This window comes from Enorma burkinafasonensis (genome assembly GCF_902150035.1).
GTDB lineage: Bacteria > Actinomycetota > Coriobacteriia > Coriobacteriales > Coriobacteriaceae > Enorma > Enorma burkinafasonensis.
In genome coordinates, this window is sequence record NZ_LR597502.1 from 89,636 (window position 1) to 112,354 (window position 22,719).

The following is a 22,719-nucleotide window of genomic DNA, read 5'->3' on the forward strand; positions in this document are numbered from 1 at the left end:
CGCGTGCCGGCGCGCGCTTGCACCGCTATCGGCGAGCGGTACGTCCGGGAGAGGTTCCGGAGGGCGCCTACTCCGCCTCGAGGGAGACGTGGATGTAGGCGGAGCTGTACTCGCCGAAGTCCTCCTCGGAGTCGGTGTAGAACGCGACGATGAGATCGCACGGGTCGCCGTCGCTCTCGTCGAGGACGCTCATGAAGATCTCCTCGTAGGGCGAGCCGGCGAGGTAGGCCTGGCGGAACTCCTCGGGCAGGGTGTCGAAGGACGCGAGCTCGTCTGCCGACACGGCGACGCCGCTCTCGGCGATGAGCGGGGCGAGAGCGGCGAGGTCCTCCTCCGCGCGGGCGAGGCTCTCCTCCAGCGGCAGGGTGACGTCGATATCGAGGGTGTAGGTCACGTCGCGCACGACGCCGTCGGGGTCGACGGTGGCCGTCACGGTGGGGTCCAAGGGCGAGTCGTAGTCGAGCAGGTGCCCGGTCACCAGGTACCCGTCATCGTCGTAGCTCTCCTCGGGGTCGTTAGCCGTGGTCCAGGAGCAGGCACTCGCGAACGTGCGCTCGAGGTCGTGGACGGGGCCTGCGGCCTGCGCGCGCTCCTGGCGGATGCCGGCGATCCGGCCGACGTAGCCCGGGACGAACGAGAGCGCGAGCACGGCAGCCACGGCCAGCACGGCCGCGCGCCCGCGGGCCTTCGCGTTGGGCAGCGGCACGCCGAGGCGCCCCGCGACGGCAGCGATGTGCCGCTCGAAGGCGGCGAGCATCGAGGACGCCCACCGGATGCTGTCGACGGAGCCGGCGAGCACCGCGGCGTCACCCAGGTTGTCGAGGGCGGGGTCGGCCGATCCCCGCATCATGCTGCCCATCGCCGCCGTCGCGCGCCCGCGGGCGATGCCCATCTGCTGCTCCGCGAGGTCGGGGACGGTGCCGCGCGCCCGGTCGACGAGTGCCCGCCAGGGCTCCTTCTGCAGACCGGTCCTAAGCGAGACCATGCCGTAGCAGCAGTAGATAAGGGCGCCCGCGACCAGGGCGAGCATGGCGACGGTACCCGGGACGTAGAGGCGGTGCGCGGTGAGCACCAGGTCGTCCACCATGACGAGCACGATGAACTCGATGAGCAGGATGCCGATCGCCCCCATCATGCTCCGCGAGAGGCGGGCGCGCGTGTAGTAGCTCTGGATCAGCTTCTGCTCTCCGGCGGTGACCATGGGGCGCTCCCGGGTGTCGAGGGGGGTTACATTTGCATCTCCCATTATGCCAAACCGCGCGGGCATGCGCCTGAGCGCTCCGATGAGCGACGCGCGGGCCGTCCACGGGGCCGCGTTCCGTCGTATACTGCTGGGCGTCCGGCGCGGCGCGACGACAGGAGGGACCATGGCGGAAGCGCGCACGCTCTATATCGATGCCGACGCGTGCCCGGTCACGCGCGAGGCACTCGCCTGCGCCCGGCGCGCCCGCGTGCCCGTCGTCATCGTCGGCAACACCACGCAGAACCTCGAGCGGCATATCCGCCGCGACGACCCGCGCGACGCCGCAGATGCCCGCGGGCGCGACGGCGCCCATGCCGGGTTCTGGGTCGAGGTGCTCGACGTCTCGGTGGGTGCCGACAGCGCCGACTTCGCGATCGTCGAGCGCCTGAAGCCCGAGGACGTCGTGGTCACACAGGACATCGGCCTCGCGAGCATGGTGCTCGGCCGCGGCGCGGCGGCCATCGGCGTGCGCGGCCGCGTCTACACGAAGGCGACGATCGACATGGACCTCTTCATCCGCCACGAGGAGAAGAAGGTGCGTCGCGCGGGCGGGCGCACGCGGGGTCCGGCGGCCTTTACCGCTGAGGACCGCGAGCGCTTCAGCCGCAACCTCGCCGAGCTGCTGCGGTGATGCCGTTGTATCGAGATACTGTCTGGTGGACGGTTTTGCCGTCTTTTTGGGCCGATTCTGTCCATCTGGCAGTATCTCGGTGAAATCAACTGAAATCGAGATACTGAAATCCGTACACCCTGAGGGGCAGCCGGTGTCGGCGGGTCCGCGCGCGGGCGGCTTCCCACGGGGCATGCGCGACCCCGGCGCCTCACATGCTGCGGAAGACGAGGAACGACACCGCGAGGGCCACGGCCCAGAAGCCGGCGGCATACCAGGCCGCGGGCGCGAGCGCGGCGACGAGGACGCACGCGACTGCGACGATGGCGGTGGCGGCCTCGCAGGAGAGGCGGATGCGCCCGCGCGCGGGGTCCGCCGCGGAGGCCGCCCCGCAGAGCGCGAGCGCGAGGTCGAGCGCGGCGGAACCAAGGAAGAGCTCAAGGGCGTCGATGGCCGGCATCCCGAGCGCCATGACCGCCGCCGAGACCGCGCCGGACGCGACCAGCGCGACCGCGAGGGCGGGGAGCGTCGCGAACGCGAAGAGGGCGGGCGTCGACACGGGCAGGTGGTCGCGGATGAAGCGGTTCCGGGCATCGGCGATGAACACGCGGGCGAGCGCGCGCTGCACGTCGGCGCCCTGCACCGCGAGCATGATCCAGCTCGCGGTGCCCATGACGCGCGCGCCGATCTCGCCGCCGAGCAGGCCGAGCGCCGCGCTCTGGCTTGCGAGCGCGCCCGAGAGCAGCAGGGCGCCTAGCGGCGCGACGAGCGCCCCGGCGAGCAGCAGCTGGGGCAGCGTCTCGTAATGGCGGACCGTCGAGATGGCGGCGCGCGCCAGGACCGCGGCGCTTCCGCGGGCGCGCGGCATGCGGCCGAAGGGGCGTCGCGCCGCCGAGCGCTGGCTCCTGACGAGCGAGCGGTAGAGCTTGGGGTCGTAGACGGCCATGCGGCGCACCGCGTAGAGCGAGGCGTCGGCGGCGGCCACGCGGGTGAGCTGCGCCGGCGTGATGCGCCGCGCGAAGAGCAGACTCGCCGCGATGCAGATGCCTGTCGCCGCGCCCGTGGCGAGGACGATGGCAGCACCTCCGCCCGTGCCTTCCAACAGCATGCCCGCCGCCGCGACGAGCTGCGGGAACGCTATGACGGGCAGGGCCGCGAGCGCGATGGCCGCCGCGCCGGCGACAGCGAGCGGCACGCGGCGCCCCTCTCTGCCCGCGCGTATGCGCGCCTCGCCCGCAAGCCAGGCGAGCGCGTGGACCGCACTGACACCGAGCCCCATGGCGAGCGCGTAGGGCAGGCACGCGCTGGGGCCGGCCCCCAAGCCGCAGGCCGTCGCGGCATAGGCGGCGACGAGGTAGCCGAGAAGACCGCCGACGACACCGCGCACGAGCAGGCGGGGGACGAGCTCGCAGGCGCTCCAGCCCGCGACCGGTACCGGCAGCTGCGCGAGCCAGGCGGCGTCGGGGGCCGTGGGCACCCAGGGTGCGCGCCACGCGGCCCTCACGAGCTCAACGGCGCCTATCCAGGCAGGGATCGCGATCGCCGCGCCGGCGGCCAGGCGCGCGAGGTCCGCGGTGAGCGCCGCCATCTCGGCGCCCTCGACCTCGGCCGCACCGCATACGAGGCCGAGCAGCCAGAGCCAGCAGGCGCCGGCGGCCGCGGCGGCGATCGCCACGATGTAGAGCAGGTAGATGCGCTCCATGGCGTCGCGGGTGTCGTCGAGGTCGGCGCCCGCGGCCCAGAGCCAGAAGTTGAGCTCCGCGCGTAGGTGCCTGCCCTTCAACCAGAGCACGGTTGCAAGTCCCCGGAACATGGCGCACCTACAGCGAGGCCCAGAGGGAGGCGTCGCGCACGGCCGCGCCGTCGAGCTCCTCGATGGCGCCGTCGCCCAGCTTGAGCACGCGGCGGGGTTCGAGGACCTCGAGCTCGCGGTGACAGCTCATGAGGATGGCGCACCCGCGCGACGCGGCCGCGGAGAGCTCCTCCTCGAGGATGGCGGCCGAGGAGGGGTCGAGCGGACCCGTGGGCTCGTCGAGCAGCAGGCAGTCGGGTGCAAGGGCGAGCGCGAGCGCGCAGGCGAGCTTCTCGCGCATGCCTCGGGAGAAGCTCTGCGGGTACTGGTCGCAGAAGCGCGCGATGCCGAAACGCTCGAGCAGCCGGTCCGCCTCGTCCCAGCGCGCGTCGTCCCACAGGTTCGCTCGGCCGAGCAGCTCGACGTGCTCGTAGGCGGTGAGGTCGTCGTAGAACGCGGGAACGTCGGCGATGAACGCCATGCGGCTGCGCTCGGCGGGGGAGAGCGCGTCGAGCGGCTCGCCCCGGAACGCGACCGTCCCGGCGCGCAGGTGCTCCCAGCCGGCGAGACAGCGCAGGAGCGTGGACTTGCCGGCGCCGTTCGCGCCTACGAGTAGGGCGACCTCGCCGGGCTCGAGGGAGAACGACACGTGCTCCCACACGTTGGCGCGGCCGTAGCCGAACGCTATGTCGCGGACCTCGAGAACGCCCATCGCGGCCTCCCTCACCATCGTCCCGCAGCGCAGCGCGCCGCGGCGTGTTGGCGACATGATACCCCCTTGGTGCCGGACGGAAACCGGTCGCGAACATGCGAGCGCGCCTCGGCGTGCCGTCTCGTCACGATGCGGCGAACGCCTCGAGCACGGCGATGCGCGGGCGCAAAACATTTCGAGGTCAGCGCCGGCTGTCCCGGAACCGCCGCAGCGCCCATCCGCAGACGAGGCCGATGACGCCGGGGGCGAGCCCCATGAGGAAGGCAGCGAGGCCGACGGGCGCGATGTTCGCGATGCCGAGGGCGGTGGAGAGGCTGAACGTCAGCAGCAGGGCCGCGACGTAGAGCACGGCTCCGGCGAGCGGCGCGACGAGGCGAGCCGCCCCGAGCTCCCGGCGCCAGCCCGCCAGCGCGCAGGCGACCGTGGCAGCGCTGGGCAGCACCAGGTAGTACACGACAAGCGTGTAGGCGAAGATCCCGCCGCCGGAAAACGGCATGCCCAGCCAGAACCAGAGGATGCATGCCAGCCAAAGGAGCGCATAGACGATGGCTGCGATGGAAAGCGCCCGTCCGGCGCGTGCGAGCAACGCCTTCATACCCGATCACCCCCGGTGGTCGTATGGACCCTCAGTCGGATGATACCCTCATCGAACCGGGGGCGATCAGGCACGAGTACGTACGGGGCCGAGCGCGTCACGGCGCGACGGGAGCCTCCGGCGCCTCGGGCGCGGCGATGCCGGAGGTATCGATCTCGCCCAGCTCCGCGAGCTGCTCGATGAGGGGGAGCCCCGTCGGGTCATCCACCTCGACGCCGCCAAGGACGATGCTGTCGTCGCGCGTGTCGATCTGCGTCGAGAACACGGCCGGGTCGAACCCTGACGCGATGAACCCCATGGCCGCGATGACGATGCCCGCAGCGACGAGCCCGCCGGCCACGGCGAGGAAGGTCTTCTTTGCGATGCTCATGGTTCCCCTCCTAGTTATGTGCCATGACAAGATGGCCGCTGTGATCTGCATCCGCTTCGCTTGCGGGACCGCTCTCCCTGATAAGGGAGGTGTAATGGCGTCCGCCACCATCGCCGTTCCGGTCCTTCCAGAAGGGCGAGACGGCCTTTTTCACCCAGAGCGCCGAGATGCGCGCGATCTGCTTGGAGATGACCCATGCCGCGGCACCGACGAGCAGCGCGCCGCCGATGAGGGCGAGCCCCGAGCCGAGCATGGCGAGCGCGTACGGCACGTTCCCGATGGCGATGCCCGCGGCCACGAGCGCGAGGACTGCCAGCCCCACGGCGCCGAGCGCGGCGGCGACGACCCACACGCAGAGCGCCAGCGCCCAGATGCACACGTATACGCTCAGCGCCACGGCGGCAAAGGCGACCAGCAGCGAGAGCCACACGGGCGACCCCAGGATCACGAGCACCCAGAGCAGCACGTTGCTGCGCCGGCGCGTCCGCGCGATGGCGCGCGGCACGGCGGGCAGGTCGTCGAGCGTGGCCTCGGCCACCTCGCCGGGCGTGCCCAGGGCCGCTACCGCCTCCTTTTCGGTCATGCCGTCCTCCATGCGGTCGGCGATGGCCTCCGCGTAGAACGCCTTGGTGTCCTCGATCTGCTCGGCCGGCAGACAGGCGAGCAGCTCGCCCAGCCGGTTCAGGAACTCTTCCCTCGTCATGATCGCGCTCCCTCCACGTAGCGGTAAATCTCCTGCACGGACGGCCACTCGGCGAGAAACTCGTCGATACGTGCCCGGCCGGCATCGGTGATGCGGTAGTACTTGCGCAACCGCCCGTTGTGCTCGGCGGAGCGCGCCGCGATGCATCCGGCCTTCTCCAGGCGCTTCAAGAGCGGGTAGAGCGTGGACTCCGTGAGCCCCATGCTCGCCGGCACATCCTTGACGATCTGGTAGCCGTAGGACTCCTCGTCGCGTAAGGCCGCGAGCACGCATGCCTCGAGGAACCCGCGCTTCATCTGGGCTTCCATCCGCACACCTCCTTTCGTCCTATACTGTACGACGCATACTATACGCTACATAGTATATGACGTCAACAGTTGTGCGAAAGGAAAATGATTCAGTTCGGGAGGGGGGAGAACGGGCCTCTCCGTGGCGCTACGCCTCGCTATCGTGGTGCATGATCTGGACGAGGGCGAGGCACGCGACACCGATGCCGAGAAGCCCAAGCGCGTTTCTCGGATCCACCTCGTCCATGACGGTGAGCGCGGTCACGCCCACGCCCATGGCGAGCGCGACCGCCTTGAGGACGAGCTCCACGAGCGCGGGCACGCGGGACCCCGCCGGCTTCTCCTGCGCGGCCGTCTTCACCTCGAGCAGCTCATCCACCGAGGTGCCGAGAACCTCGGCCAGTTTGGGCAGCGATGCCACGTCGGGAAACGACAGGTCGCGCTCCCACTTGCTCACGGCCTTGTCCGTGACGCCCATCTGCCGGGCGAGATCGAGCTGCGTCATGTCCTTCTCCTTGCGGAGGGCGGAGATGGTGGCGCCGAAGGTCTGCTTGGTCATGGTGGTCCTTTCGCTGGGATTCGGCTGGCAGGCTCATCTTCACGCGACGCCGTCTCGCACTCAACCGACCGTCAGTTGAGCCGGCTCGATCGTTGGTAGAGTCCCAGTTTACGACAGGTAACCTTGCGAAGCCGTTAGGGGAGCGTAAGCCCGGGCGATGGGGCGCCTGGCGGGTGAGAAGGACGATGGTCCTGTTACTGACGCAGCACGAAAGGAGCTGCCCTGGCGTCGCGCTGAGCAATGTCTAGCGCTGCGCGCGCGACTGCTTATGCCTCATGCTTGTGCGCCAGCTCGCAGGTGGCGTGCCGGACGAGGTGCTTCCCGCCATCGCGGACGGCTCGGTCGTGGACGCGCTCGGGCTTCTCGCCCTGTACTACCTGCTCCGCGTCCGTGAGTACTCGCGCCTACTATGCTGCCGAATAGACTACATGATGGTCTAATGTGGTATAAATAGAATCATACGATGACACTTGGACAATCTGAAGGGGAGGTCCCATGGCAACGACAATGACGTCGCTCAACACCAAGCTGAGCGCCGAGGAGAAGGACGCCTTCGTCAGAAACACCGCTGCCCTGGGCCTGACGCCGTCCGCTGCCATCAAGGTCTTCGTCCACATGTTCAACGAGTGCGGTGGTTTCCCATTTGAGGTTCGCAGGCAGGTGAGCGATGAGACCACGACCTACCTCTCCGCGGACGACTACGGGCGCTTTGTGAATGCCCTCGACTCCGCCGTTCCCGCGGCCACCCGCGAGCTGCTCGATCGCGAGTTCTCATGGGAGGACTAGCGTTTCGTCGCATCCGCCCGCTTCTCGACGAGGAAGATGTGAGCGGGTTCTTCTCGGGCAACAGTGACAATGACGCCTGGCTCAAGGAGCGCGCACATCGTGCGATGCGCGACGGGACGGCACGGGTGTACGTCCTGCCCCTCGCTACGGGTGAGATTTGCGGCTTTTATGCCCTGAGCGCCCATGCGGTCGCGCGGGTCGGGACGGTTGCTGGGTCGTTGCGCCGAAACGCCCCGAACCCTATTCCCTGTACGCTGCTTGGCCAGCTCGCTGTCGACGAGCGCTATCAGGGAGAGTCGGCAGGAGCTCGACTGCTGCAGGACGCCATTCGCCGCGCGGCCGCGGCGTCGCGCATCGTTGCGTCGCGGGCGCTTGTCGTCGACCCGGCCGACGAGCACGCGGAGGGCTTCTACGCCCACTTTGGGTTCCAGCGCCTGGCGAGCGATTCCCATCGCATGTTCGTGCGGCTCTAGGGTAGGGAGTAGATCTTCGGTTGACCGCGTACGCGAAACGTCAACCAGCACTCCTTTGATTCCACTGCTGCTCGACCTCATACTGGAGGTGTCAGTCGGTCGCAGCGTTAAGGGGAGCCATGAGCGAGATCGTAAACATTAGTCGTACCATCGCGCGGGAGCGCCGCCGCAAGGGCGTCACGCAGGAGGCCCTCGCCGCCCACCTGGGTGTCTCGAAGGCCGCCGTGAGCAAGTGGGAGCTCGGGCAGAGCCTCCCGGACGTGAGCCTGTTGCCGCGCATCGCCGCGTACTTCTCGCTCACCCTGGACGAGCTCTTCGACTGGCGTGACGAGCTTTCTAGTGAGGAATCTGCCACGCTCTACGCCGAAGTCTATGCATTGGGCGAGAAGGACCTCGGCGCTGCGCACGAGCGGCTGCGCGCGCTTGCTACGGAGCATTACTCAGACGCGAGCCTACTGCTCATGCTTGCCTCGCTTCTCACGATCTGGGCGGCTGGCATGGCAACGCCGTTCTCGCCGGCTGACGAGAAGGACGGCGTGCCTGATGCCGACGCGCTCACCGACGAGGCAATTGCCCTGCTCGACCGTGTCCTCGAGGTGGCGACGGACCCCTCGAACCTGTATCTCGCGCAGCAGCAGAAGGCCACGACGCTCTTCCAGGCAGGTCGCTACGAGGAGGCCGCCTCGCTGCTGGAGCCGCTCGTGCGCCGACAGGACGCGGGTGCCCCTACGATGCTTCTCGCCTCCGCCTACCGCAAGCTGGGCCGCGACGACGAAGCCCTCGACCTTTTGCAGGCGGAGCGCCTAAGGGCTGCGAGCTTCGTGCTCTCGTCGCTCATGCAGGAGGTTGGGATGCGGGGCGACGCTGCGTTCGCGCGGACGGCCGGAGATGCCGCGGAGACGGTCTACGCCGCGCTCGACATGGGCGCGGTGAACCCGTTCTTCTCGGCAACGATGTCCCTTGAGGTTGCAGAGACCCTACGACGCGCCGGCGAGAAGGACGGTGCGCTCGATGCTCTTGTTCGCGCCGCCGACGCCATGCGCGCGGTCCCGGCGCACCCGGCCCCGTCCGGCTCTCTGCTCTGGGATCGGATGGCCGACCGTCTCGACCCCGCCCAGGCCGGAGAAGCTTGGTCAGCCCACAAGGCGCACCAAGCGGACGAGGCGGCATCGCTCATGCACCAGGCGTTCGCCGAGCGGGTGTCGTCTTCCGAGTGGCGCGAGCTCGCGGGCGCCGATCCACGCTTTCTGAGCGTGCTTGCGGCAGCCGAGAAATGGTCAGCTTCCGAGGACAGCGCCTAGCGCGTCGCGCCTGTCGCAAAGGGCTCAATCCATGGCAACCTCTCAGACAGACGCGCCGTCTTTGCGATTCTGGTACGGCTGCCCTCGTCAGAGACCCGTTGGGTCGGGAGAATCTTAGCACAGGCGCGGGGAAACGAGGGGCGTGCGTCCGGCTGGGTTCCCGACTATTACTTGGCCGCGCAACGGGTTGTTTCTTGTGCGGCTTCGGGCACGCAGCGACAATGGCCTTACCGAGAGATCCGAGCAAGGAGGACCCATGGCCATCAAGGACGTCATCGCCGCCATCCGCAAAGAGGCGAACATCACGCAGGAGGAGATGGCGCGCAGGCTCTACGTGACGCGGCAGGCTGTGAGCCGGTGGGAGACGGGCGAGACCGCGCCGGGGATCGACATGGTGAAGCTCATCTGCGTCACCTTCGGCGTGCCGCTCGAGCGCTTCTTCGACATGCCCATGAGCTACTACTGCCAGTGCTGCAGCATGCCCATCCCCGACGAGGAGATGCACGGCACCGAGGCGGACGGCTCCCGGAGCGCGGACTTCTGCAAGTACTGCTACGACCACGGCGACTTCACCGCCAAGGGCATGACGATGGACGAGTTCATCGAGGCCACAGCCCCTATGGAGGCGAAGGCGCTCGGCATCTCGCTCGACGAGGCGGTCTCGCTCATGGCCACGCTGCTGCCGCATCTCAAGCGCTGGCGCGAGGTGGAGGAGAACGAGGAGGCCTTTGGCGAGGAGGTTCGGGCTGCCTACGGCGACGAGGTGATGGACGCCGCCAACGAGAAGTACGTGGCGATGGGGGAGGCGGCGCACCTGCAGGCTGATGAGCTGGCACTGGCTATCAACGAGCAGCTGCGCCGCGCGATGGAGGCGGGCGACCCGGCCGGCCCGGAGGCGCGCAGGCTCGTGGCGATGCACGGCCACTGGCTGCGCATGTACTGGCCGGACGGGCTCTACACGCCCGAGGCCCACAGGGGCCTGGCCGACGGCTACGTCTCCGACGAGCGGTTCCGCGCCTACTACGAGAAGGTGGCCCCAGGCGCCGCTCAGTTCCTGTGCGACGCGATCCACGCGTGCGCGTAATCAGGTCTTCCTATCCCACCTCGGGGAGTATGCATCATGTCAGACAAGGTGTTCATCCGTTGGATGCGACAATGCGCGCGGCGAGCTCATGCGGCATGAGGCCGGTGGTGTCTATGAGCTCCGTGTCGAGGTCGCGATAGCGCGGGAGGTAGGAGAGCGAACGTGCCACCGCCTCTTCGTCGCGCAAGCCCGCGCGAACGTCCCCCTCGATGCGCCGGCGTAGCTCGTCCTCGTGGGCAATCAGGGAGATGACTCGGAGCTTGGCGCCGCACTCCTCGATAGGCAGTCGTTCGAGTATTTCGTCGATGATAGCGCGCTCGTGCATGACCCAGCAGAGGATGACGTTCTCGTACGCGCTGCAGCGCAGGAAGTTGCCGAGCAGGTGGCAGATGTTGTCGAGCACCATGAGCTTGGTCTCCGGGGTCACCTGGAACGGGTCGGCGCACCAGCACCAGTCCCCGTCGAGCATGACGGAGGCGGGCAGCATCCGGTTGAGCTCGCGGCAGACGGTGGTCTTGCCCACGCCCATGGGACCGCCGATGAGGTACAGGGTCTTTGCCAAGTGAGTCCCTCCGAGACGCTTGGATAGTCGTAGCATATTACTGCAGGTAATCAAGCCTGTAAACCACTTTATACTGCATCATGGACCCCCCCCTCGGCTACGTTGGGAGCGTCGAAGAGGCCGCAGCGGAAGGAAACGCATGGACGTCGGAAACCAGATCAGGGAGCGCAGGCAGGCGCTCGGGCTCTCCCAGGAGGAGCTCGCGCAGCGGCTCTACGTGAGCCGCGTCACGGTGAGCCACTGGGAGACCTCGAAGACCCTGCCCGACGTCCAGAGCATGCTCCTGCTCGCGAACCTCTTCGGCACCACGATCGACGAGCTGGTGAGAGGGGACGTGGACGAGATGCGCGAGATGGTCGAGAAGAACGAGCGGAGGACGAGGACCCTCGCGGTGGCGCTGGCCGCGGTCGAGGTTGTCGTGGTCACGGCGCTCGCCGTGACGGCGGTCGCTGGGCGCGAGTACCTGGAGCCGGCGCTGCGCCTGCTGCTCGCGGTGCTGGCGCTGGCGTTCTCGGTGGCCGTTCTGGCGGCGCGGCGCGGGAGGGGGGCGAGGACGCGAGGAGCGCCGCCGAGCTTCTCGGCGCGGCCACGGGCGAGCCCGTGGAGGCCGCCCGCGCGAGCGGCGCCGCCCTGGGGATGCGGGTCGTCCTGCAGGTCTTTGTCGGCCTCGCAGTCGGCGTCGGCGTGCTCGTGGCGGCAGACGTCCTCCTCGACCCCGTGACGTTCCGAAAGCTGGCGGTCGTTCTCGCCGTCGCCGTCGTGCTCGCGGGCTCCTTCGCCCTGGGGCGCCTCGCCCGCCCGGCCTGGACGGCGGCCGTCCTGCCGGCGCTCTGGGTGGCGGGCGCCGTCGCCCTCGGCGCCGCGACGGGCGGCCTCGGCACGCCCCGGGACTGGTTCACCGTCGTGGGCGGCGCGGTGGTGCTCCTCGCGTTCTATGCGATCGGGCGGAGCCGCCGCGGGTAGGCGTGGCATCGTCCCGTTGCCCCGCCTGGCTCCGCGTGCGAGAATGTAAGAAATACATTCCACGGCAGGCAAGAGAGGGGGGGTGCGGCGGTGGCCAAGCAGAGGTACGCCTTCGAGAGCAAGATCCACGTGTACCGCGCCACGCGGCGCATGACGCAGGCCGAGCTCGCCGAGGCCGTGGGCGTCTCGCGCCAGACCATCGTCCAGCTCGAGCGCAACCGCTACAACCCCTCGCTCCTGCTCGCCTACAGCATCGCGCGGGTCTTCGGCGTCGCGGTCGAGGATCTCTTCGACTTCAGGGAGGCCGATTGATGGACGCCCTCGGAACCGCCATGTACCAGCTGCTCGACAGCGTTCTCGCGCTCAACGTGGGCGCCTGGTTGTGCCTGCCGCTCTCCGTCGCCGTGATCGTCATGGTCGCCCGGCCCAAGAACCGCGACGAGCGCGGGTGGCAGATCTTCGGCAAGGCGGGGGTCGTCGCCTTCGCGGTGTTCTTCGTTGCGGTGAACCTCATCGCCAAGTCCTCGGGCGGCGTGCCGATGGAGATCTCCTACGTCTTCTACGCAAGCACGCTCCAGTGGCTCTACAACCTGGTGCTCGCCGTGTGGATCGTGGCCGTCCTGGTGCTGCGCCGCGTCATGTAGCGTCTCCGGCTCCGCTGCGGCGGAGCCATCTCTTTCACTCAGGATGACAGAAATAATTGACATGGAGCGAGAAATACCGGATACTCCGGCCATGGACAGACAGCCCGGAAGGGCGCGAAAGAAAGGAGCCACCCATGGCCGAGACCACCGCAGCAGCCATCGAGAAGGACGTCGAGAGGGGCGCTGCCACCGAGGACCCGCGCCCGGCGGACCTCTTCGTCGTCGGCGCCGTCCTCGTCGCCGCGCTCGCGGCCTTCGCCCTCTACTTCTGGCGCCTCGCCGTGGGCGACGCCGCCGGGGCGAACAGCGTCACGCCGCTCCTCTTCGCCCTCAGCTGCGTGTACCTGTGCTTCGAGGCGCCGCGCCGCCGCACCGCCAGCGTGCGGGCGGTGAGCGCGCTCGCGGGTGTGGACGCCGTGCTCCTCTGCGCCTGGGCGCTCGTCCAGGTCGTGCAGGTGGCGCTCTCGTAGGCGCGGCGATTTGCCCCAGGGTGCGGGCGATGGGATAATGGACGCGTCTGCACGCGGCGTCTGGAAGGAGTCGGCCTTGGACACGATCGCCGCCCTGCTCGACAGCCCCCTCGCGCTCAAGGTCAACGTGGGCGTCGGCGTGGCGCTGTTCGTGGCCTTCCTCGTCTACTGGTTCTCCCGCGAGGGGCGCGACGAGCGCGGCCGCAGGGTCGTCTCCGTCGCGGCCCTCGCCGCCTTCGTCATGCTGTTCGCCGCCCTCAACGCCTTCGGCGTGCTGTACCCCTGGATGGTCGAGGGCGGCTGGGTCCGCGTGGCGAACTGCCTCCAGCTCGCCTACGGCGTCGTGCTCCTCACGGCGGACGCGGCCATCCTCGTCGCCCGCCGCTCGAGGTTGGAGTAGGCGCGCCGCAGGGGGTTGCCCCCTCTTGCTCAGAGGTGCCATCGGGCGCCCCGTGGGAGCCTCCCGCGGGGCGCCCTCGCGTCTCCATGCATCTATATCGCTTTTCACGGGTACAATCGCATCGATGTAGCCGCACAAGGAGACGCGTATGACGACTTCCCTCTAGCCGACCAGCCTGACAGCAGTGCGGGCCGCTCTCCCCGGCGACGCCGGGGCGGTTCCTCGTGGCCTGCAATCGGATAGAGAGAAGAAAGCCATGGCCAAGAACGCCAACACCTTCGCTTCAATTCATCCCGTCCCGTTCCCGCAGGCGCGCGCAGCGGCCCTGCGGGTGCTGACCGCGCCCGAGTTCGCCGGGAGGGCTTTCCTCGAGGGCGGCCTCGTCCCCTGGGTTGCCTCCGGACGCGACTCGGGGCGCCTTCACGGTGACGTGGACATTTCGGTTCGCATGGCCGACATGCCGGCCGTGCGCGCATGGCTCGCCGCCGAGGGCCTGTACAATCCCGCACTCGACTCGCTCAACCTCCCGTGCAACGCGGATCACGGGGACTTCGGCGTCCATGCCGTGGCGGGCGGCGTGCTCGTGAGCTTCTGCCCGTTCCGCTTCGAGGGCGGCGATCTCCGCCAGCGCAACGCCGCGCTCGCGGCGACCGACGGCTTCGACGCCCTGCTCGAGGCGACCGTCCCCGGCGCCGCGGAGGGCGACCTCTTCGAGGTGCGCGCGCTGCCGGGCGGAGCCGTCGTCGGCTGCGCCACGCTCGAGTCCGTCCGCGCCGCCAAGGTCGCGAGCGGGCGCGAGAAGGACGCGACCGACATCGCCGAGATCGACCGCATCGGGTACGACCCCGCGCGGTACACCCGCGTCGCCGCCGCCTACGCTGCCATGCGCATCGAATGCGTCGCCCACGGGGAGTAGGCGACCCTCTGGTACAATCTTTTCTCCAACGAATCAGGGGGTGCGCCTTGTGAAGCCCGTTACCGCGCAGATGGCCAAGCAGGTGCTCGGCCTCATCTACATGGCCGTCCGTTACGACGACCGTCTGCCCGACCCCGCGACGGGTGCGTCGTCGGTCGCGTACTCGTTGCCGTTCTCGGGCGCGTGGACCGTGCTCAACGGCGGCGTCGACGAGGCGACCTCCCACTCCTGGGACGTCTACACGCAGCGCTACGCCTACGACTTCGTGGTCGTCGGGGAGGACGGGCTCACCTACGCGGGCGACCCCGCCGACGTCCGGTCCTACCTGTGCTACGGTCTCTCCGTCCTTGCGCCTGCCGACGGCGAGGTCGTCTGCGCGCGCGACGCCGACCGGGACACGCCTCCCGCGCCTGAGGGCGGGGAGCCGGGCTGCGCCGGTGACGATATCAGGGGCAACTTCGTTCTCATCCGCCACGCGCCCGGCGAGTACTCGTGCCTCGCGCACCTGGCGCCCGGCAGCGTTGCGGTCGAGGCCGGCCAGCGCGTGGCGCGCGGCCAGGAGGTCGGGCGGTGCGGATGCTCCGGCAACAGCTCGGAGCCGCACCTCCACTTCCACGTCCAGGCGGGCGAGAGCTTCTACACGTCGCCCGGCGTGCCCGTGAGGTTCCCCGGCATCGACGCCCGCCCCGCTCCGGGCTACGACCGTATCGACCCGCGTCCGCAGCCGGCCGACCCTCTCGCCGCCTTCCCACCCTTCATCGCGCGCGGGCTCGTCGTGTCGAACGGAGTGAGGCCGCCATGGACCTCTCTCGCATAGACGCCCGCCTGCTCTCGCGCCCCGGCGCCACCAAGGCCCTCCACGAGAAGTGGGGATGGATGGTCTACTGGGTGGGCGGCAGGCAGTTCGCCTGCGAGCTCACGGCCTCGCCCGAGGCCAAGCCGCCCTACGCGGGGCGCCACCTGCTCTCGCTCAAGTGCGACCCCGACCGCATCCTGGAGCTGCGCGCCGAGCACCCGGAGGCCGTGCTGCCCGGCTACTACTCCGACGGGCGCACGTGGGTCTCCGTCGACCTGGACGCAGACCTGCCCGAGGAACTCGTGCTCGGCCTGTGCGAAATGAGCTACGACCTCGTCTTCTCCAAGCTGTCCAAGCGAGTTCAGCGGGAGCTCGCGGGCGTGTAGCGCTACCCCGCGAGCGCGCGCAGCGAGTCGGCTGCCGCCCGCGACGTGATGTGGAGCCTGAGGCCGATGGGGCTCACCTCGAGCTCTACGACGGGTGACCCCTCGTAGGTGGTGACCTCGAGCACCTTGACCTCGTCGAGGTCGTCGGCGCTCTGTCCGAGCCTCTGCGTCTCGGGCTGCCACAGCTCGAAGGCGTACTCCGCGTCGGCGTCCGGCTCCGCGGCCAGTCCGTTCTCGTCGGAGAGCGGGTCGAAGGCGCCCTCGATCTGGTCTTGGTCGGTCAGCTCGCGCACGACCTCGCCGGTCCTCGCGTCCCTCACGACGAGGCGGGAGATCTTGCCCCAATCGACGCCCGAGAGCGTGTCGGCGAGCTCCTGCGCCTGCGAGGCGAAGTCCTCCGCCTGGTCAGCGATGTCAACCGGCGCGGGCAGGCCGAAGCACCCCGCGAGGGGCAGCGCGACGGTCGCGGCGAGCAGGGCGGCGATGGCGGTGCGTGCTCTCATTGGTCTCCTTCCGGCGGGGCTCCCGCCTATTCTACCCCCCGGGGCCGCCCCCGCGGGACCTCTCCCACGGGGGCGTCTCGCCCAGGGGCCGGGGCTCGTGGGGACTGTCTTTTGGGCCCTGGCCTAGTTGTCCCGGGCGAGCCTGCGGTAGAGGGCCGCGAAGACCGCGGCGCCGGCGACGGCCCACGCGATCGTCACCGCCATCGGGGCCAGGGAGTCGGACGTGAGGAGGCGGCCGTCGGCGGCGAGGCCGAGCAGGTCGTAGACGCCCCCGAGCGGCGTGAACGCGGCGATCGCGTCGACGGCGTCGTTCGCCATCCCGAAGGTGGGCACGAGGGCCAGCAGCAGCACGGGCACGCTGTAGAAGCCCGCCGTCATCTGGTCGCGCGAGGCGAGCCCGAGCACGAGCGACACGAGCACCACGGGCACGGCGCCCAGCGCGGTGAGGGCGAGGTAGGCGGGCAGCAGCGCGGGGTCGCCGCCCGCGACGGCGAAGCACGCCGCGCCGACCGCGACCACCGCGGCGAGCGTCACCCCGCCCTTGGACGCGGCCACCTCGCCGGCTCCGACGTTGGCGAGCATGAGGGTGCGCAGGGTGTGCTTCTCCTTCTCCTCGGCGATGCCGTAGATGAGCACCATCGAGGCGACCATCCCGACGCTCATACAGAGCCCGGAGCCGAGCAGGAACTTCTGGAACTCGCCCTCGACGGCGGCGAGCCCCGCGCCGGCGAGTCCCGCGTCCGCCGCCGTGTCGCCGATGACGAGGCGGAACAGCAGCATGAAGCCGATGGGCATGAGCAGCACCACGAGCATCGTGGGGTTCTTGAAGAGGTCGGCGAGGTCCTTCGCGGCGAGCGCGCCGATGCGCCTCATCGTGGCGTCCATCCTACAGCTCCCTTCCGGTCAGCTCGAGGAAGACCTCCTCGAGGTCGGGCTCGTCCGAGTGTATCGAAAGCACCTCGTCGGCGGCGAAGAGCTCGCGCGCGGCGTCGGCGGACGCGGCGTCCTTCGTGAGCTCGACGGCGCCGCGGGTGCGCGTGGCCACCACGACGCGGTTGCGCGCGTGCTCCATGGTGAGCTCCGCGGGCGCCCCCGTCGCCGCGATGCGGCCCTCGTTGAGGATCGCCAGGCGGTCGCAGCAGCCCTCGGCCTCGGCCATGTCGTGCGTGGTCAAAAAGACCGTGGTCCCGGCGCGGCGGAGCTCGGCGAGCATCCGGTGCACCTCGGTGCGGGCCGCCGGGTCCAGGCCGCTCGTCGGCTCGTCCAGAAAGACGAGCTCCGGGCTGTGGACGAGGGCCGCGAGCAGCGCCGCCCTCTGGCGCATGCCCTTCGAGCAGTTCTTGACGAGCGTCTTGCGGTCCCGCTCGAGGCCCACGCGCTCGAGGAGCGCCGGTATGCCGCGCTCGCCGCGACCGCGCACCTTCGCGTAGAGGCGCAGGTTCTCCTCGATGGTGAGCCGCTCGTAGAGGGCGCTCGTGTCCGAGAGGATGCCGATGCGGTCGTAGTCGGCGCCCGACGCGTTCTCGATGGGCCTGCCAAAGAGGGTGATGCGCCCGGTGTCCGCCGAGAGCTGGCGGGTGAGCAGCTTGATCGTGGTGGTCTTGCCGGCGCCGGAGGGGCCGAGGAACCCGAAGCACTCGCCGCGCGCGACGGCGAAGGTGAGCCCGTCGAGCACGCGCTTGGCGCCGAAGGAGAGGCAGACGCCCTCCATCGAGAGCACGGGGCTATGCGTCGCAGCCATCGTCGCCCTCCTTCCGGGGAGCCTCCCCGCTCCCGCCCCTCTCGTCCTTCCGGTCCTTCTTGCGCCTGCCGGTCTCGAACACGCCGGCGGCGAAGCAGCACGCGATGATGATGACGCCCATGATCGCGGGGTCCATGCTACATCGCCTCCCTCGCGGTGCGGTTGCCGGCGGCGAGCGCGGCCTCGAGGCTCTTGATGCGCTTCTCGGCGCGGGCGATCTGGTAGCCGAGCCCCGCGGCGAGGAGCACCGTCGCGATGGCGAGCACCATGAGGAGCGCGGAGAGCTGCTCCAGCGTGAGCGGTGCGTTGGGCCCCAGCGCGTCGGCCACGATGTCGAGGATCTGCTGTTCGGTCATGGCGTTTCCCTTCTCGTCTCCCCGGCGCCCCCTCGGGCGGGGCCGGGTGCCTTTCCGATGGCACCATCCTCGCCGGCGCGACGCGCCGCCTCAAGGGGTTTCGACCATCAGGAGCTGCGGAAACGACGAGAGGAGCAATAGGGGCCACGAGAGGAGCGCCGGGGGCGCGCCTACCTCCACCCGTAGCGGTCGCGCATGGCCTCGGCGCGCCCCTTGGCGAGCGGGATCTGCGTCGCGGCCGCGTCGGCCAGCGTGAGGTTGAAGCTGTTGCGCGTGAAGCGCTCGACCTTGGCGACCTTCTGGACGTTCACGATGTAGGAGCGGTGGCAGCGGAAGAAGCCGTAGCGCTCGAGCTCGGCCTCAAGCTCGTCGAGGGTCATGCTCACGGGGTAGAGCTCCCCGCGCACGGAGGCGAAGTTGGCGCGGTTCACGCTCTCCACGAAGTCGACCTCGCGCGGGTCGAACAGCAGCGTCGCCCCGTCGGACCTCGCCGGGACCTTGAAGACGCGGACCTCGTCGCCGGCGAACCCCGCGCCGTCCTCCTCGTCCCCCTCGACGGCCGTCTTGGCCTCGCGGATGAGGCCGTCCTCCTCGTAGAACGCCGTGCCGGGCATGAGCAGCGCCTCGCGCAGCGGCTCGCCCGCGGTGATGAGGACGCCGCCGGCGTCCGCGACCTGGCCCATCCACGCGGTGACGAGGCCGCGCGTGGCGGGCGTCACGTCGGCGAGCGGGCGCTCGCAGAAGACCACCTCCGGCTCGGAGAGGCTCATGCGCGCGAAGTTGAGCAGAGCCCGCTGCTCGCTCGTGAGGTTCTTGACCTGCGTGCGCGCCGCCGGGGCCAGCCCGAAGTGGGCCATGGCGTCCTCGGGCGCGACGGCGCCGCCCGCGAGGCGCGAGAAGAGCCTGAGGTAGGAGCGCACCGTCTCGCGGTCGAAGCCGCGGTCGGTGCTCACGTAGAACGCGCACCGGCGCCGGGCGTAGCGCCCGTGCACGAAGCGCACGGCGCGGTCCACCGTCTCGCGGCGGCACTCGAGGTGGACGCTCTCGCCCTCGCGGTCCGCGAGCAGGTCCTCGACGGTCTCGTACGATGCTGTGTCCGGCACGTGCCCCTCCCGGTCCCTCGTCCAATGGAAAGTAAACCAAGTATATCGGGTATCATGGGGCGCATGGGAACAAGCGCACTCCGAAACATACGCGCGCTCGTCGCGCGCGACCTCCTCGACGCCGTCCGCAACCCCACGACGCTCATGTCGTGCGCCGCGGGCGCGCTCATCGCCGCGTTCTTCGGGCGCGTGGTCGCCGGCGCGCCCAGGCTCTCCGCCGCCGAGGGCGACGCGTTCGCGCTCGTCGCGGCCCTCTGCATCGCCCCGGCGTTCGCCGGCTGCGTGGTGGAGCTCTACGTCATGGCGGAGGAGCGGGAGCGCGGCGCCTACGTCACGCTCGCCGAGGCGGGCGTGGTCCCGGGCGAGATCGCCGCCTCCAAGTGGGCCTCCGGAACCATCGCCACGCTCGCCACCCAGGCGGCCTCGTGCCTGCTCCTGGGGCTCCCGCCCGCGACCGCGGCCGCGCTCCTCGCGCTCTCCGCCGCGGGCGCCCAGCCCCTCCTGCTCGCCGGCCTCGCCGCCGGGCTCTCCGCACGCGAGCAGATGGCCTCGAGCCTGCTCGCCGTGCCGCTCACGGTCGTCGCCGTCGCCCCCGTCCTCTCGTTCGTCTCCGGGACGGTCCGCTCCTTCACCTGGTTCTGGCCCCTGGGCCCCGCCGCCGAGGCGGTGCGCGCCGCATGCGGCGCGGGCACCGCGGCGCCGGCCTCCGCGCTCGCCGCCCTCGCGGTCGCGTGGACGGCAGCTGCCGCCGCGCTCGCCGCGCGGGGGTGCCGCCGTTTCGCCCGTGAGCTCGCCGCCGAGCGCGACCGGCTGGCGTAGGTGCCGGCACAGGCGAGACCCGCTGTCGACCGAAGTGGCGCCAGAGACGCACGCCCCAAGCCTATGCTCCCCGTCGAGCAGCAGATTGCCCACATGAGGGGAAGGCATAGCGTTCGGCCTCGCCAGACCCCAGGCCGCCCTACGCGGGGCGCCACCTGCTGTCGCTCAAGTGCGGCCCCGATCGCATCCCGGAGCTGCGTGCCGAGCACCCAGACGCGGTGCTGCCCGGCTACTACTCCGACGGGCGCACGTGGGTCTCCGTCGACCTGGACGCCGACCCGCCCGAGGGTCTCGTGCTCGACCTCTGCGACATGAGCTACGACCTCGTCTTATCCAAGCTGCCCAAGCGCGTGCAGCGGGAGGTCGCCGGCGAGTAGCCGTGCAACGATCTGTTTCTCGACGGGCGGTCCGGCCTCAGGGACAATGGGCGAGAAGGATCCAGACGAGAGGAGCTCCCGATGATCATGCTCAAGGACGCCCTCGCCCGCCTTCGCCGCGAGCGCGGGCTCACCCAGGAGGAGCTGGCGCGCCGGCTCTATATCACCCGCCAGGCCGTGAGCCGCTGGGAGACCGGCGCCACCGAACCCGGCATCGACATGCTCAAGCTCATCGCCCGCGAGCTGGACGTGCCCGTGACCGCCCTTCTCGACATGCCCGAGCACTACTGCCAGAGCTGCGGCATGATGTTCACCGGCCCCGGCCAGCGCGGCCACGAGGCCGACGGCTCCGAGGCAGAGGATTTCTGCCGCTGGTGCTATGAGAACGGCGTCTACACGTACGAGACCTCGATGGACGAGATGATCGAGGATTGTGCGCCGCGCATGGCCGAGGCGATGGGCTGGACCGTAGACGAGGCGGCGTCGCTCCTGGGCGCGGTGTTGCCGACACTCCGCCGCTGGCGCGAGGTTTCCGAGAACGAGAAGACTTACGGCGAGGAGACTCGCGCGGCCTACGGCGACGAGGTGATGGACGCCGCCAACGAGAAGTACGTGGCGATGGGCGAGACGGCGCACCTGCAGGCAGAAGAGCTGGCGCTCGCCATCAACGAGCAGCTGCGCCGCGCGATGGAGGCGGGCGACCCGGCCGGCCCGGAGGCGCGCAGGCTCGTCGCGATGCACGGTCACTGGCTGCGCATGTACTGGCCGGACGGGCTCTACACGCCCGAGGCCCATAAGGGCCTGGCGGACGGCTACGTCTCCGACGAGCGGTTCCGCGCCTACTACGAGAAGGTGGCTTCGGGCGCCGCGCAATTCCTGCGCGACGCGATCCACGCGTGCGCGTGATGGGGATTCGGTGGCTTTCGGTATAATCCCATGGCACCCACCAGCATCTTCGAAGGGAATCCCGTGAAGTCGGTACTGCTCGTCGGACAATCCAACATGGCCGGTCGCGGCTACTTGGACGATGTTCCCACCATCTGCAACGAGAACGCGTTCATGCTGCGCAACGGCCGTTGGCAGCTCATGACCGAGCCGATCCATTTCGACCGGTCCATCGCAGGGGTCGGCCCTGCGGGCTCGTTCGCCGCTCTGTGGTGCCAGGACCATCCGGGCGAGCAGATCGGCCTCATCCCCTGCGCCGAAGGGGGAAGCTCTATCGACGAGTGGACACCCGAGGGCACCCTGTTCCGCCACGCGGTGAGCGAGGCCCGCTTCGCGCTCGAGAGCTCCGAGCTCATCGGCATCCTCTGGCATCAGGGCGAGAACGACGCGCGTGGGGGCGGGTACCGCACGTACCGCGAGCGCCTGGCCGGGGTGGTGCGCGCTGCGCTCGGAGCTCGGGGCGGAGGGCCTGCCGTTCGTGATGGGCGAGCTGGCCGATTTCCTGGGCAAGAGCGGATTCGGGCTCAGTGCCTCGGAGCACGAGCGGATCAACGGCGAGCTGCGCCGCTTCGTCGAGGAGGAGCCGGGGTGCTACCTCGTCTCCGCCGAGGGGCTCACGTCCAACCCCGACGGCATCCACATCGACGCTGCGTCCCAGCGCCGCTTCGGGGTGCGCTACTACCGGGCGTTCGCGGAGCGGCGTAACGTCGCCTCCGCCCTTCCGGATGAGGACGAGCTGCTCGATGCGTGCATCAACCGCCACGTCTTCACGCGGACCGAGCAGCTGAACCTCGATATGACCGCCTTCGTCAAGGGACGCATGTCCTTCGAGGACCTTGCAGCGAGGTTGAAGCCGTCGGCGTAGGTGCCCCCGGCAAGATCGCCGGGGACGATTCTCATAATAGTCACGAACACGTGTTCGGTTTATGATATAATCCCCCCTAAGGTACGAGGACGAGCAAGAGCCGGCACGGAGGCCCCCACTGGTACGTGTCGGCGGGTATGCCAGATACCGCCTAGAGCAAAGAGGCTGGCTGCACTGGTTCGACCTCGGGCGGTGTAGCGCTCCCGCTCCCCGGCGCCCGTCAATGCCGGGGCTCACAAGTTGGTATGTTTGGAAACCGACGATGGGACGGGTGATTCGCTATGGCGCATGAGGAATTCGGGCATCTCGATCAGACGCATGGGAACGCGGACGACCAGCGTATCGTGCTGTTCGAATC

At 69.6% G+C, this 22,719-nt stretch carries 34 protein-coding genes and 1 pseudogene; 20 read left to right on the forward strand and 15 right to left on the reverse strand.

All coding sequences use genetic code 11. The features are described 5' to 3' along the window. Nucleotides 1-67 precede the first annotated feature (67 nt). A complete protein-coding gene (locus FS885_RS01825; RefSeq protein ID WP_144743304.1) occupies nucleotides 68-1,201 on the reverse strand; it encodes a hypothetical protein in 1,134 nt (377 codons plus the stop codon). A 166-nt stretch (nucleotides 1,202-1,367) separates the two neighbouring features. Here FS885_RS01825 and FS885_RS01830 point away from each other — a divergent pair, with 166 nt between their 5' ends. Next, nucleotides 1,368-1,874: a YaiI/YqxD family protein gene (locus FS885_RS01830; protein WP_144743305.1), complete on the forward strand. Its 507-nt coding sequence runs from the start codon at nucleotides 1,368-1,370 to the stop codon at nucleotides 1,872-1,874. A 190-nt stretch (nucleotides 1,875-2,064) separates the two neighbouring features. Here FS885_RS01830 and FS885_RS01835 read toward each other — a convergent pair whose 3' ends face one another. From FS885_RS01835 to FS885_RS01865, 7 genes are all read right to left on the reverse strand, one after another. Continuing rightward, the gene (locus FS885_RS01835; RefSeq protein ID WP_186365736.1) at nucleotides 2,065-3,645 is read right to left on the reverse strand and encodes a hypothetical protein; all 1,581 of its coding nucleotides are present in this window, start codon (nucleotides 3,643-3,645) and stop codon (nucleotides 2,065-2,067) included. 28 nt (nucleotides 3,646-3,673) lie between these two features. Continuing rightward, complete coding sequence (locus FS885_RS01840) at nucleotides 3,674-4,414, reverse strand: ABC transporter ATP-binding protein (RefSeq protein WP_186365737.1); 741 nt, start codon at nucleotides 4,412-4,414, stop codon at nucleotides 3,674-3,676. A gap of 124 nt (nucleotides 4,415-4,538) precedes the next feature. Continuing rightward, nucleotides 4,539-4,952, reverse strand: a complete 414-nt coding sequence (locus FS885_RS01845; protein WP_144743308.1) for a hypothetical protein — start codon at nucleotides 4,950-4,952, stop codon at nucleotides 4,539-4,541. A 97-nt stretch (nucleotides 4,953-5,049) separates the two neighbouring features. Next, nucleotides 5,050-5,322, reverse strand: coding sequence for a hypothetical protein (locus FS885_RS01850; protein WP_144743309.1), 273 nt, complete (start codon nucleotides 5,320-5,322; stop codon nucleotides 5,050-5,052). 10 nt (nucleotides 5,323-5,332) lie between these two features. After that, on the reverse strand, nucleotides 5,333-6,025 hold the full coding sequence (locus tag FS885_RS01855; protein ID WP_144743310.1) for a DUF1700 domain-containing protein: 693 nt from the start codon (nucleotides 6,023-6,025) through the stop codon (nucleotides 5,333-5,335). Continuing rightward, nucleotides 6,022-6,333 carry a PadR family transcriptional regulator gene (locus tag FS885_RS01860; protein ID WP_186365738.1) on the reverse strand — a complete coding sequence of 104 codons (312 nt, stop codon included), beginning with the start codon at nucleotides 6,331-6,333 and terminating at the stop codon, nucleotides 6,022-6,024. The genes FS885_RS01855 and FS885_RS01860 overlap by 4 nt, the downstream gene beginning before the upstream one ends. 127 nt (nucleotides 6,334-6,460) lie before the next feature. Continuing rightward, nucleotides 6,461-6,871 carry a helix-turn-helix domain-containing protein gene (locus FS885_RS01865; RefSeq protein ID WP_144743311.1) on the reverse strand — a complete coding sequence of 137 codons (411 nt, stop codon included), beginning with the start codon at nucleotides 6,869-6,871 and terminating at the stop codon, nucleotides 6,461-6,463. A 275-nt stretch (nucleotides 6,872-7,146) separates the two neighbouring features. On the opposite strand from FS885_RS01865, the gene FS885_RS09870 reads away from it, so the two are divergent. The 5 genes from FS885_RS09870 to FS885_RS09875 all read left to right on the forward strand — a co-directional run bounded on the left by FS885_RS09870 (nucleotide 7,147) and on the right by FS885_RS09875 (nucleotide 10,515). Further along, the gene (locus FS885_RS09870; protein WP_186365739.1) at nucleotides 7,147-7,311 is read left to right on the forward strand and encodes a hypothetical protein; all 165 of its coding nucleotides are present in this window, start codon (nucleotides 7,147-7,149) and stop codon (nucleotides 7,309-7,311) included. A gap of 55 nt (nucleotides 7,312-7,366) precedes the next feature. Further along, entirely contained in the window at nucleotides 7,367-7,657 is a 291-nt protein-coding gene (locus tag FS885_RS01870; protein WP_144743312.1) for a type II toxin-antitoxin system RelB/DinJ family antitoxin, read from the forward strand. A 38-nt stretch (nucleotides 7,658-7,695) separates the two neighbouring features. Next, the gene (locus tag FS885_RS01875) at nucleotides 7,696-8,130 is read left to right on the forward strand and encodes a GNAT family N-acetyltransferase (protein WP_186365740.1); all 435 of its coding nucleotides are present in this window, start codon (nucleotides 7,696-7,698) and stop codon (nucleotides 8,128-8,130) included. A 119-nt stretch (nucleotides 8,131-8,249) separates the two neighbouring features. Then, a complete protein-coding gene (locus FS885_RS01880) occupies nucleotides 8,250-9,431 on the forward strand; it encodes a helix-turn-helix domain-containing protein (protein WP_144743314.1) in 1,182 nt (393 codons plus the stop codon). A gap of 256 nt (nucleotides 9,432-9,687) precedes the next feature. Beyond that, nucleotides 9,688-10,515, forward strand: coding sequence for a TipAS antibiotic-recognition domain-containing protein (locus tag FS885_RS09875; protein WP_186365741.1), 828 nt, complete (start codon nucleotides 9,688-9,690; stop codon nucleotides 10,513-10,515). 52 nt (nucleotides 10,516-10,567) lie between these two features. On the opposite strand, the gene FS885_RS01890 is transcribed toward FS885_RS09875, so the two are convergent. Then, nucleotides 10,568-11,077, reverse strand: a complete 510-nt coding sequence (locus FS885_RS01890; RefSeq protein WP_144743315.1) for an AAA family ATPase — start codon at nucleotides 11,075-11,077, stop codon at nucleotides 10,568-10,570. Between the two features lie 139 nt (nucleotides 11,078-11,216). Here FS885_RS01890 and FS885_RS01895 point away from each other — a divergent pair, with 139 nt between their 5' ends. From FS885_RS01895 to FS885_RS01930, 9 genes are all read left to right on the forward strand, one after another. After that, on the forward strand, nucleotides 11,217-11,798 hold the full coding sequence (locus FS885_RS01895; protein WP_246060699.1) for a helix-turn-helix transcriptional regulator: 582 nt from the start codon (nucleotides 11,217-11,219) through the stop codon (nucleotides 11,796-11,798). Continuing rightward, nucleotides 11,768-12,040, forward strand: a complete 273-nt coding sequence (locus FS885_RS10055; RefSeq protein WP_246060701.1) for a hypothetical protein — start codon at nucleotides 11,768-11,770, stop codon at nucleotides 12,038-12,040. Before FS885_RS01895 ends, FS885_RS10055 begins: the two co-directional genes overlap by 31 nt. 90 nt (nucleotides 12,041-12,130) lie before the next feature. Further along, nucleotides 12,131-12,352 carry a helix-turn-helix transcriptional regulator gene (locus FS885_RS01900; protein ID WP_144743316.1) on the forward strand — a complete coding sequence of 74 codons (222 nt, stop codon included), beginning with the start codon at nucleotides 12,131-12,133 and terminating at the stop codon, nucleotides 12,350-12,352. Beyond that, entirely contained in the window at nucleotides 12,352-12,684 is a 333-nt protein-coding gene (locus FS885_RS01905; protein WP_144743317.1) for a hypothetical protein, read from the forward strand. The genes FS885_RS01900 and FS885_RS01905 overlap by 1 nt, the downstream gene beginning before the upstream one ends. A gap of 134 nt (nucleotides 12,685-12,818) precedes the next feature. Next, entirely contained in the window at nucleotides 12,819-13,154 is a 336-nt protein-coding gene (locus FS885_RS01910; protein ID WP_144743318.1) for a hypothetical protein, read from the forward strand. A 76-nt stretch (nucleotides 13,155-13,230) separates the two neighbouring features. Beyond that, entirely contained in the window at nucleotides 13,231-13,554 is a 324-nt protein-coding gene (locus FS885_RS01915) for a hypothetical protein (RefSeq protein WP_144743319.1), read from the forward strand. A 256-nt stretch (nucleotides 13,555-13,810) separates the two neighbouring features. Next, nucleotides 13,811-14,470, forward strand: coding sequence for a hypothetical protein (locus FS885_RS01920; RefSeq protein WP_144743320.1), 660 nt, complete (start codon nucleotides 13,811-13,813; stop codon nucleotides 14,468-14,470). Nucleotides 14,471-14,519: 49 nt separating this feature from the next. Next, nucleotides 14,520-15,287 (forward strand): M23 family metallopeptidase, encoded by a 768-nt coding sequence (locus FS885_RS01925; RefSeq protein WP_222419860.1) that lies wholly within the window; start codon nucleotides 14,520-14,522, stop codon nucleotides 15,285-15,287. After that, the gene (locus FS885_RS01930; protein WP_144743321.1) at nucleotides 15,269-15,652 is read left to right on the forward strand and encodes an MmcQ/YjbR family DNA-binding protein; all 384 of its coding nucleotides are present in this window, start codon (nucleotides 15,269-15,271) and stop codon (nucleotides 15,650-15,652) included. Before FS885_RS01925 ends, FS885_RS01930 begins: the two co-directional genes overlap by 19 nt. A 2-nt stretch (nucleotides 15,653-15,654) precedes the next feature. On the opposite strand, the gene FS885_RS01935 is transcribed toward FS885_RS01930, so the two are convergent. From FS885_RS01935 to FS885_RS01955, 6 genes are all read right to left on the reverse strand, one after another. Beyond that, nucleotides 15,655-16,155 carry a hypothetical protein gene (locus tag FS885_RS01935; RefSeq protein WP_144743322.1) on the reverse strand — a complete coding sequence of 167 codons (501 nt, stop codon included), beginning with the start codon at nucleotides 16,153-16,155 and terminating at the stop codon, nucleotides 15,655-15,657. 123 nt (nucleotides 16,156-16,278) lie between these two features. After that, on the reverse strand, nucleotides 16,279-17,040 hold the full coding sequence (locus tag FS885_RS01940) for a hypothetical protein (RefSeq protein WP_144743323.1): 762 nt from the start codon (nucleotides 17,038-17,040) through the stop codon (nucleotides 16,279-16,281). Between the two features lies 1 nt (nucleotide 17,041). Next, complete coding sequence (locus FS885_RS01945) at nucleotides 17,042-17,896, reverse strand: ABC transporter ATP-binding protein (RefSeq protein WP_144743324.1); 855 nt, start codon at nucleotides 17,894-17,896, stop codon at nucleotides 17,042-17,044. After that, on the reverse strand, nucleotides 17,880-18,032 hold the full coding sequence (locus FS885_RS09880; RefSeq protein WP_186365742.1) for a hypothetical protein: 153 nt from the start codon (nucleotides 18,030-18,032) through the stop codon (nucleotides 17,880-17,882). Before FS885_RS09880 ends, FS885_RS01945 begins: the two co-directional genes overlap by 17 nt. A 1-nt stretch (nucleotide 18,033) precedes the next feature. Next, nucleotides 18,034-18,252: a hypothetical protein gene (locus tag FS885_RS01950; protein ID WP_087431290.1), complete on the reverse strand. Its 219-nt coding sequence runs from the start codon at nucleotides 18,250-18,252 to the stop codon at nucleotides 18,034-18,036. 170 nt (nucleotides 18,253-18,422) lie between these two features. Then, nucleotides 18,423-19,355 (reverse strand): LytTR family DNA-binding domain-containing protein, encoded by a 933-nt coding sequence (locus FS885_RS01955; protein WP_144743325.1) that lies wholly within the window; start codon nucleotides 19,353-19,355, stop codon nucleotides 18,423-18,425. Between the two features lie 63 nt (nucleotides 19,356-19,418). Between FS885_RS01955 and FS885_RS01960 the strand changes: the two genes are divergently transcribed. From FS885_RS01960 to FS885_RS10240, 5 genes and pseudogenes are all read left to right on the forward strand, one after another. Further along, the gene (locus FS885_RS01960; protein ID WP_144743326.1) at nucleotides 19,419-20,174 is read left to right on the forward strand and encodes an ABC transporter permease; all 756 of its coding nucleotides are present in this window, start codon (nucleotides 19,419-19,421) and stop codon (nucleotides 20,172-20,174) included. 158 nt (nucleotides 20,175-20,332) lie between these two features. After that, a complete protein-coding gene (locus FS885_RS01965; RefSeq protein ID WP_281281371.1) occupies nucleotides 20,333-20,551 on the forward strand; it encodes an MmcQ/YjbR family DNA-binding protein in 219 nt (72 codons plus the stop codon). A gap of 81 nt (nucleotides 20,552-20,632) precedes the next feature. Next, a complete protein-coding gene (locus FS885_RS10000) occupies nucleotides 20,633-21,457 on the forward strand; it encodes a TipAS antibiotic-recognition domain-containing protein (RefSeq protein WP_222419861.1) in 825 nt (274 codons plus the stop codon). A 96-nt stretch (nucleotides 21,458-21,553) separates the two neighbouring features. Further along, nucleotides 21,554-21,874: pseudogene (locus tag FS885_RS10235) on the forward strand (sialate O-acetylesterase); the annotation flags it as partial. Nucleotides 21,875-21,887: 13 nt separating this feature from the next. Continuing rightward, nucleotides 21,888-22,361: a sialate O-acetylesterase gene (locus FS885_RS10240; RefSeq protein WP_222419862.1), complete on the forward strand. Its 474-nt coding sequence runs from the start codon at nucleotides 21,888-21,890 to the stop codon at nucleotides 22,359-22,361. The last annotated feature ends 358 nt before the right edge of the window (nucleotides 22,362-22,719 follow it).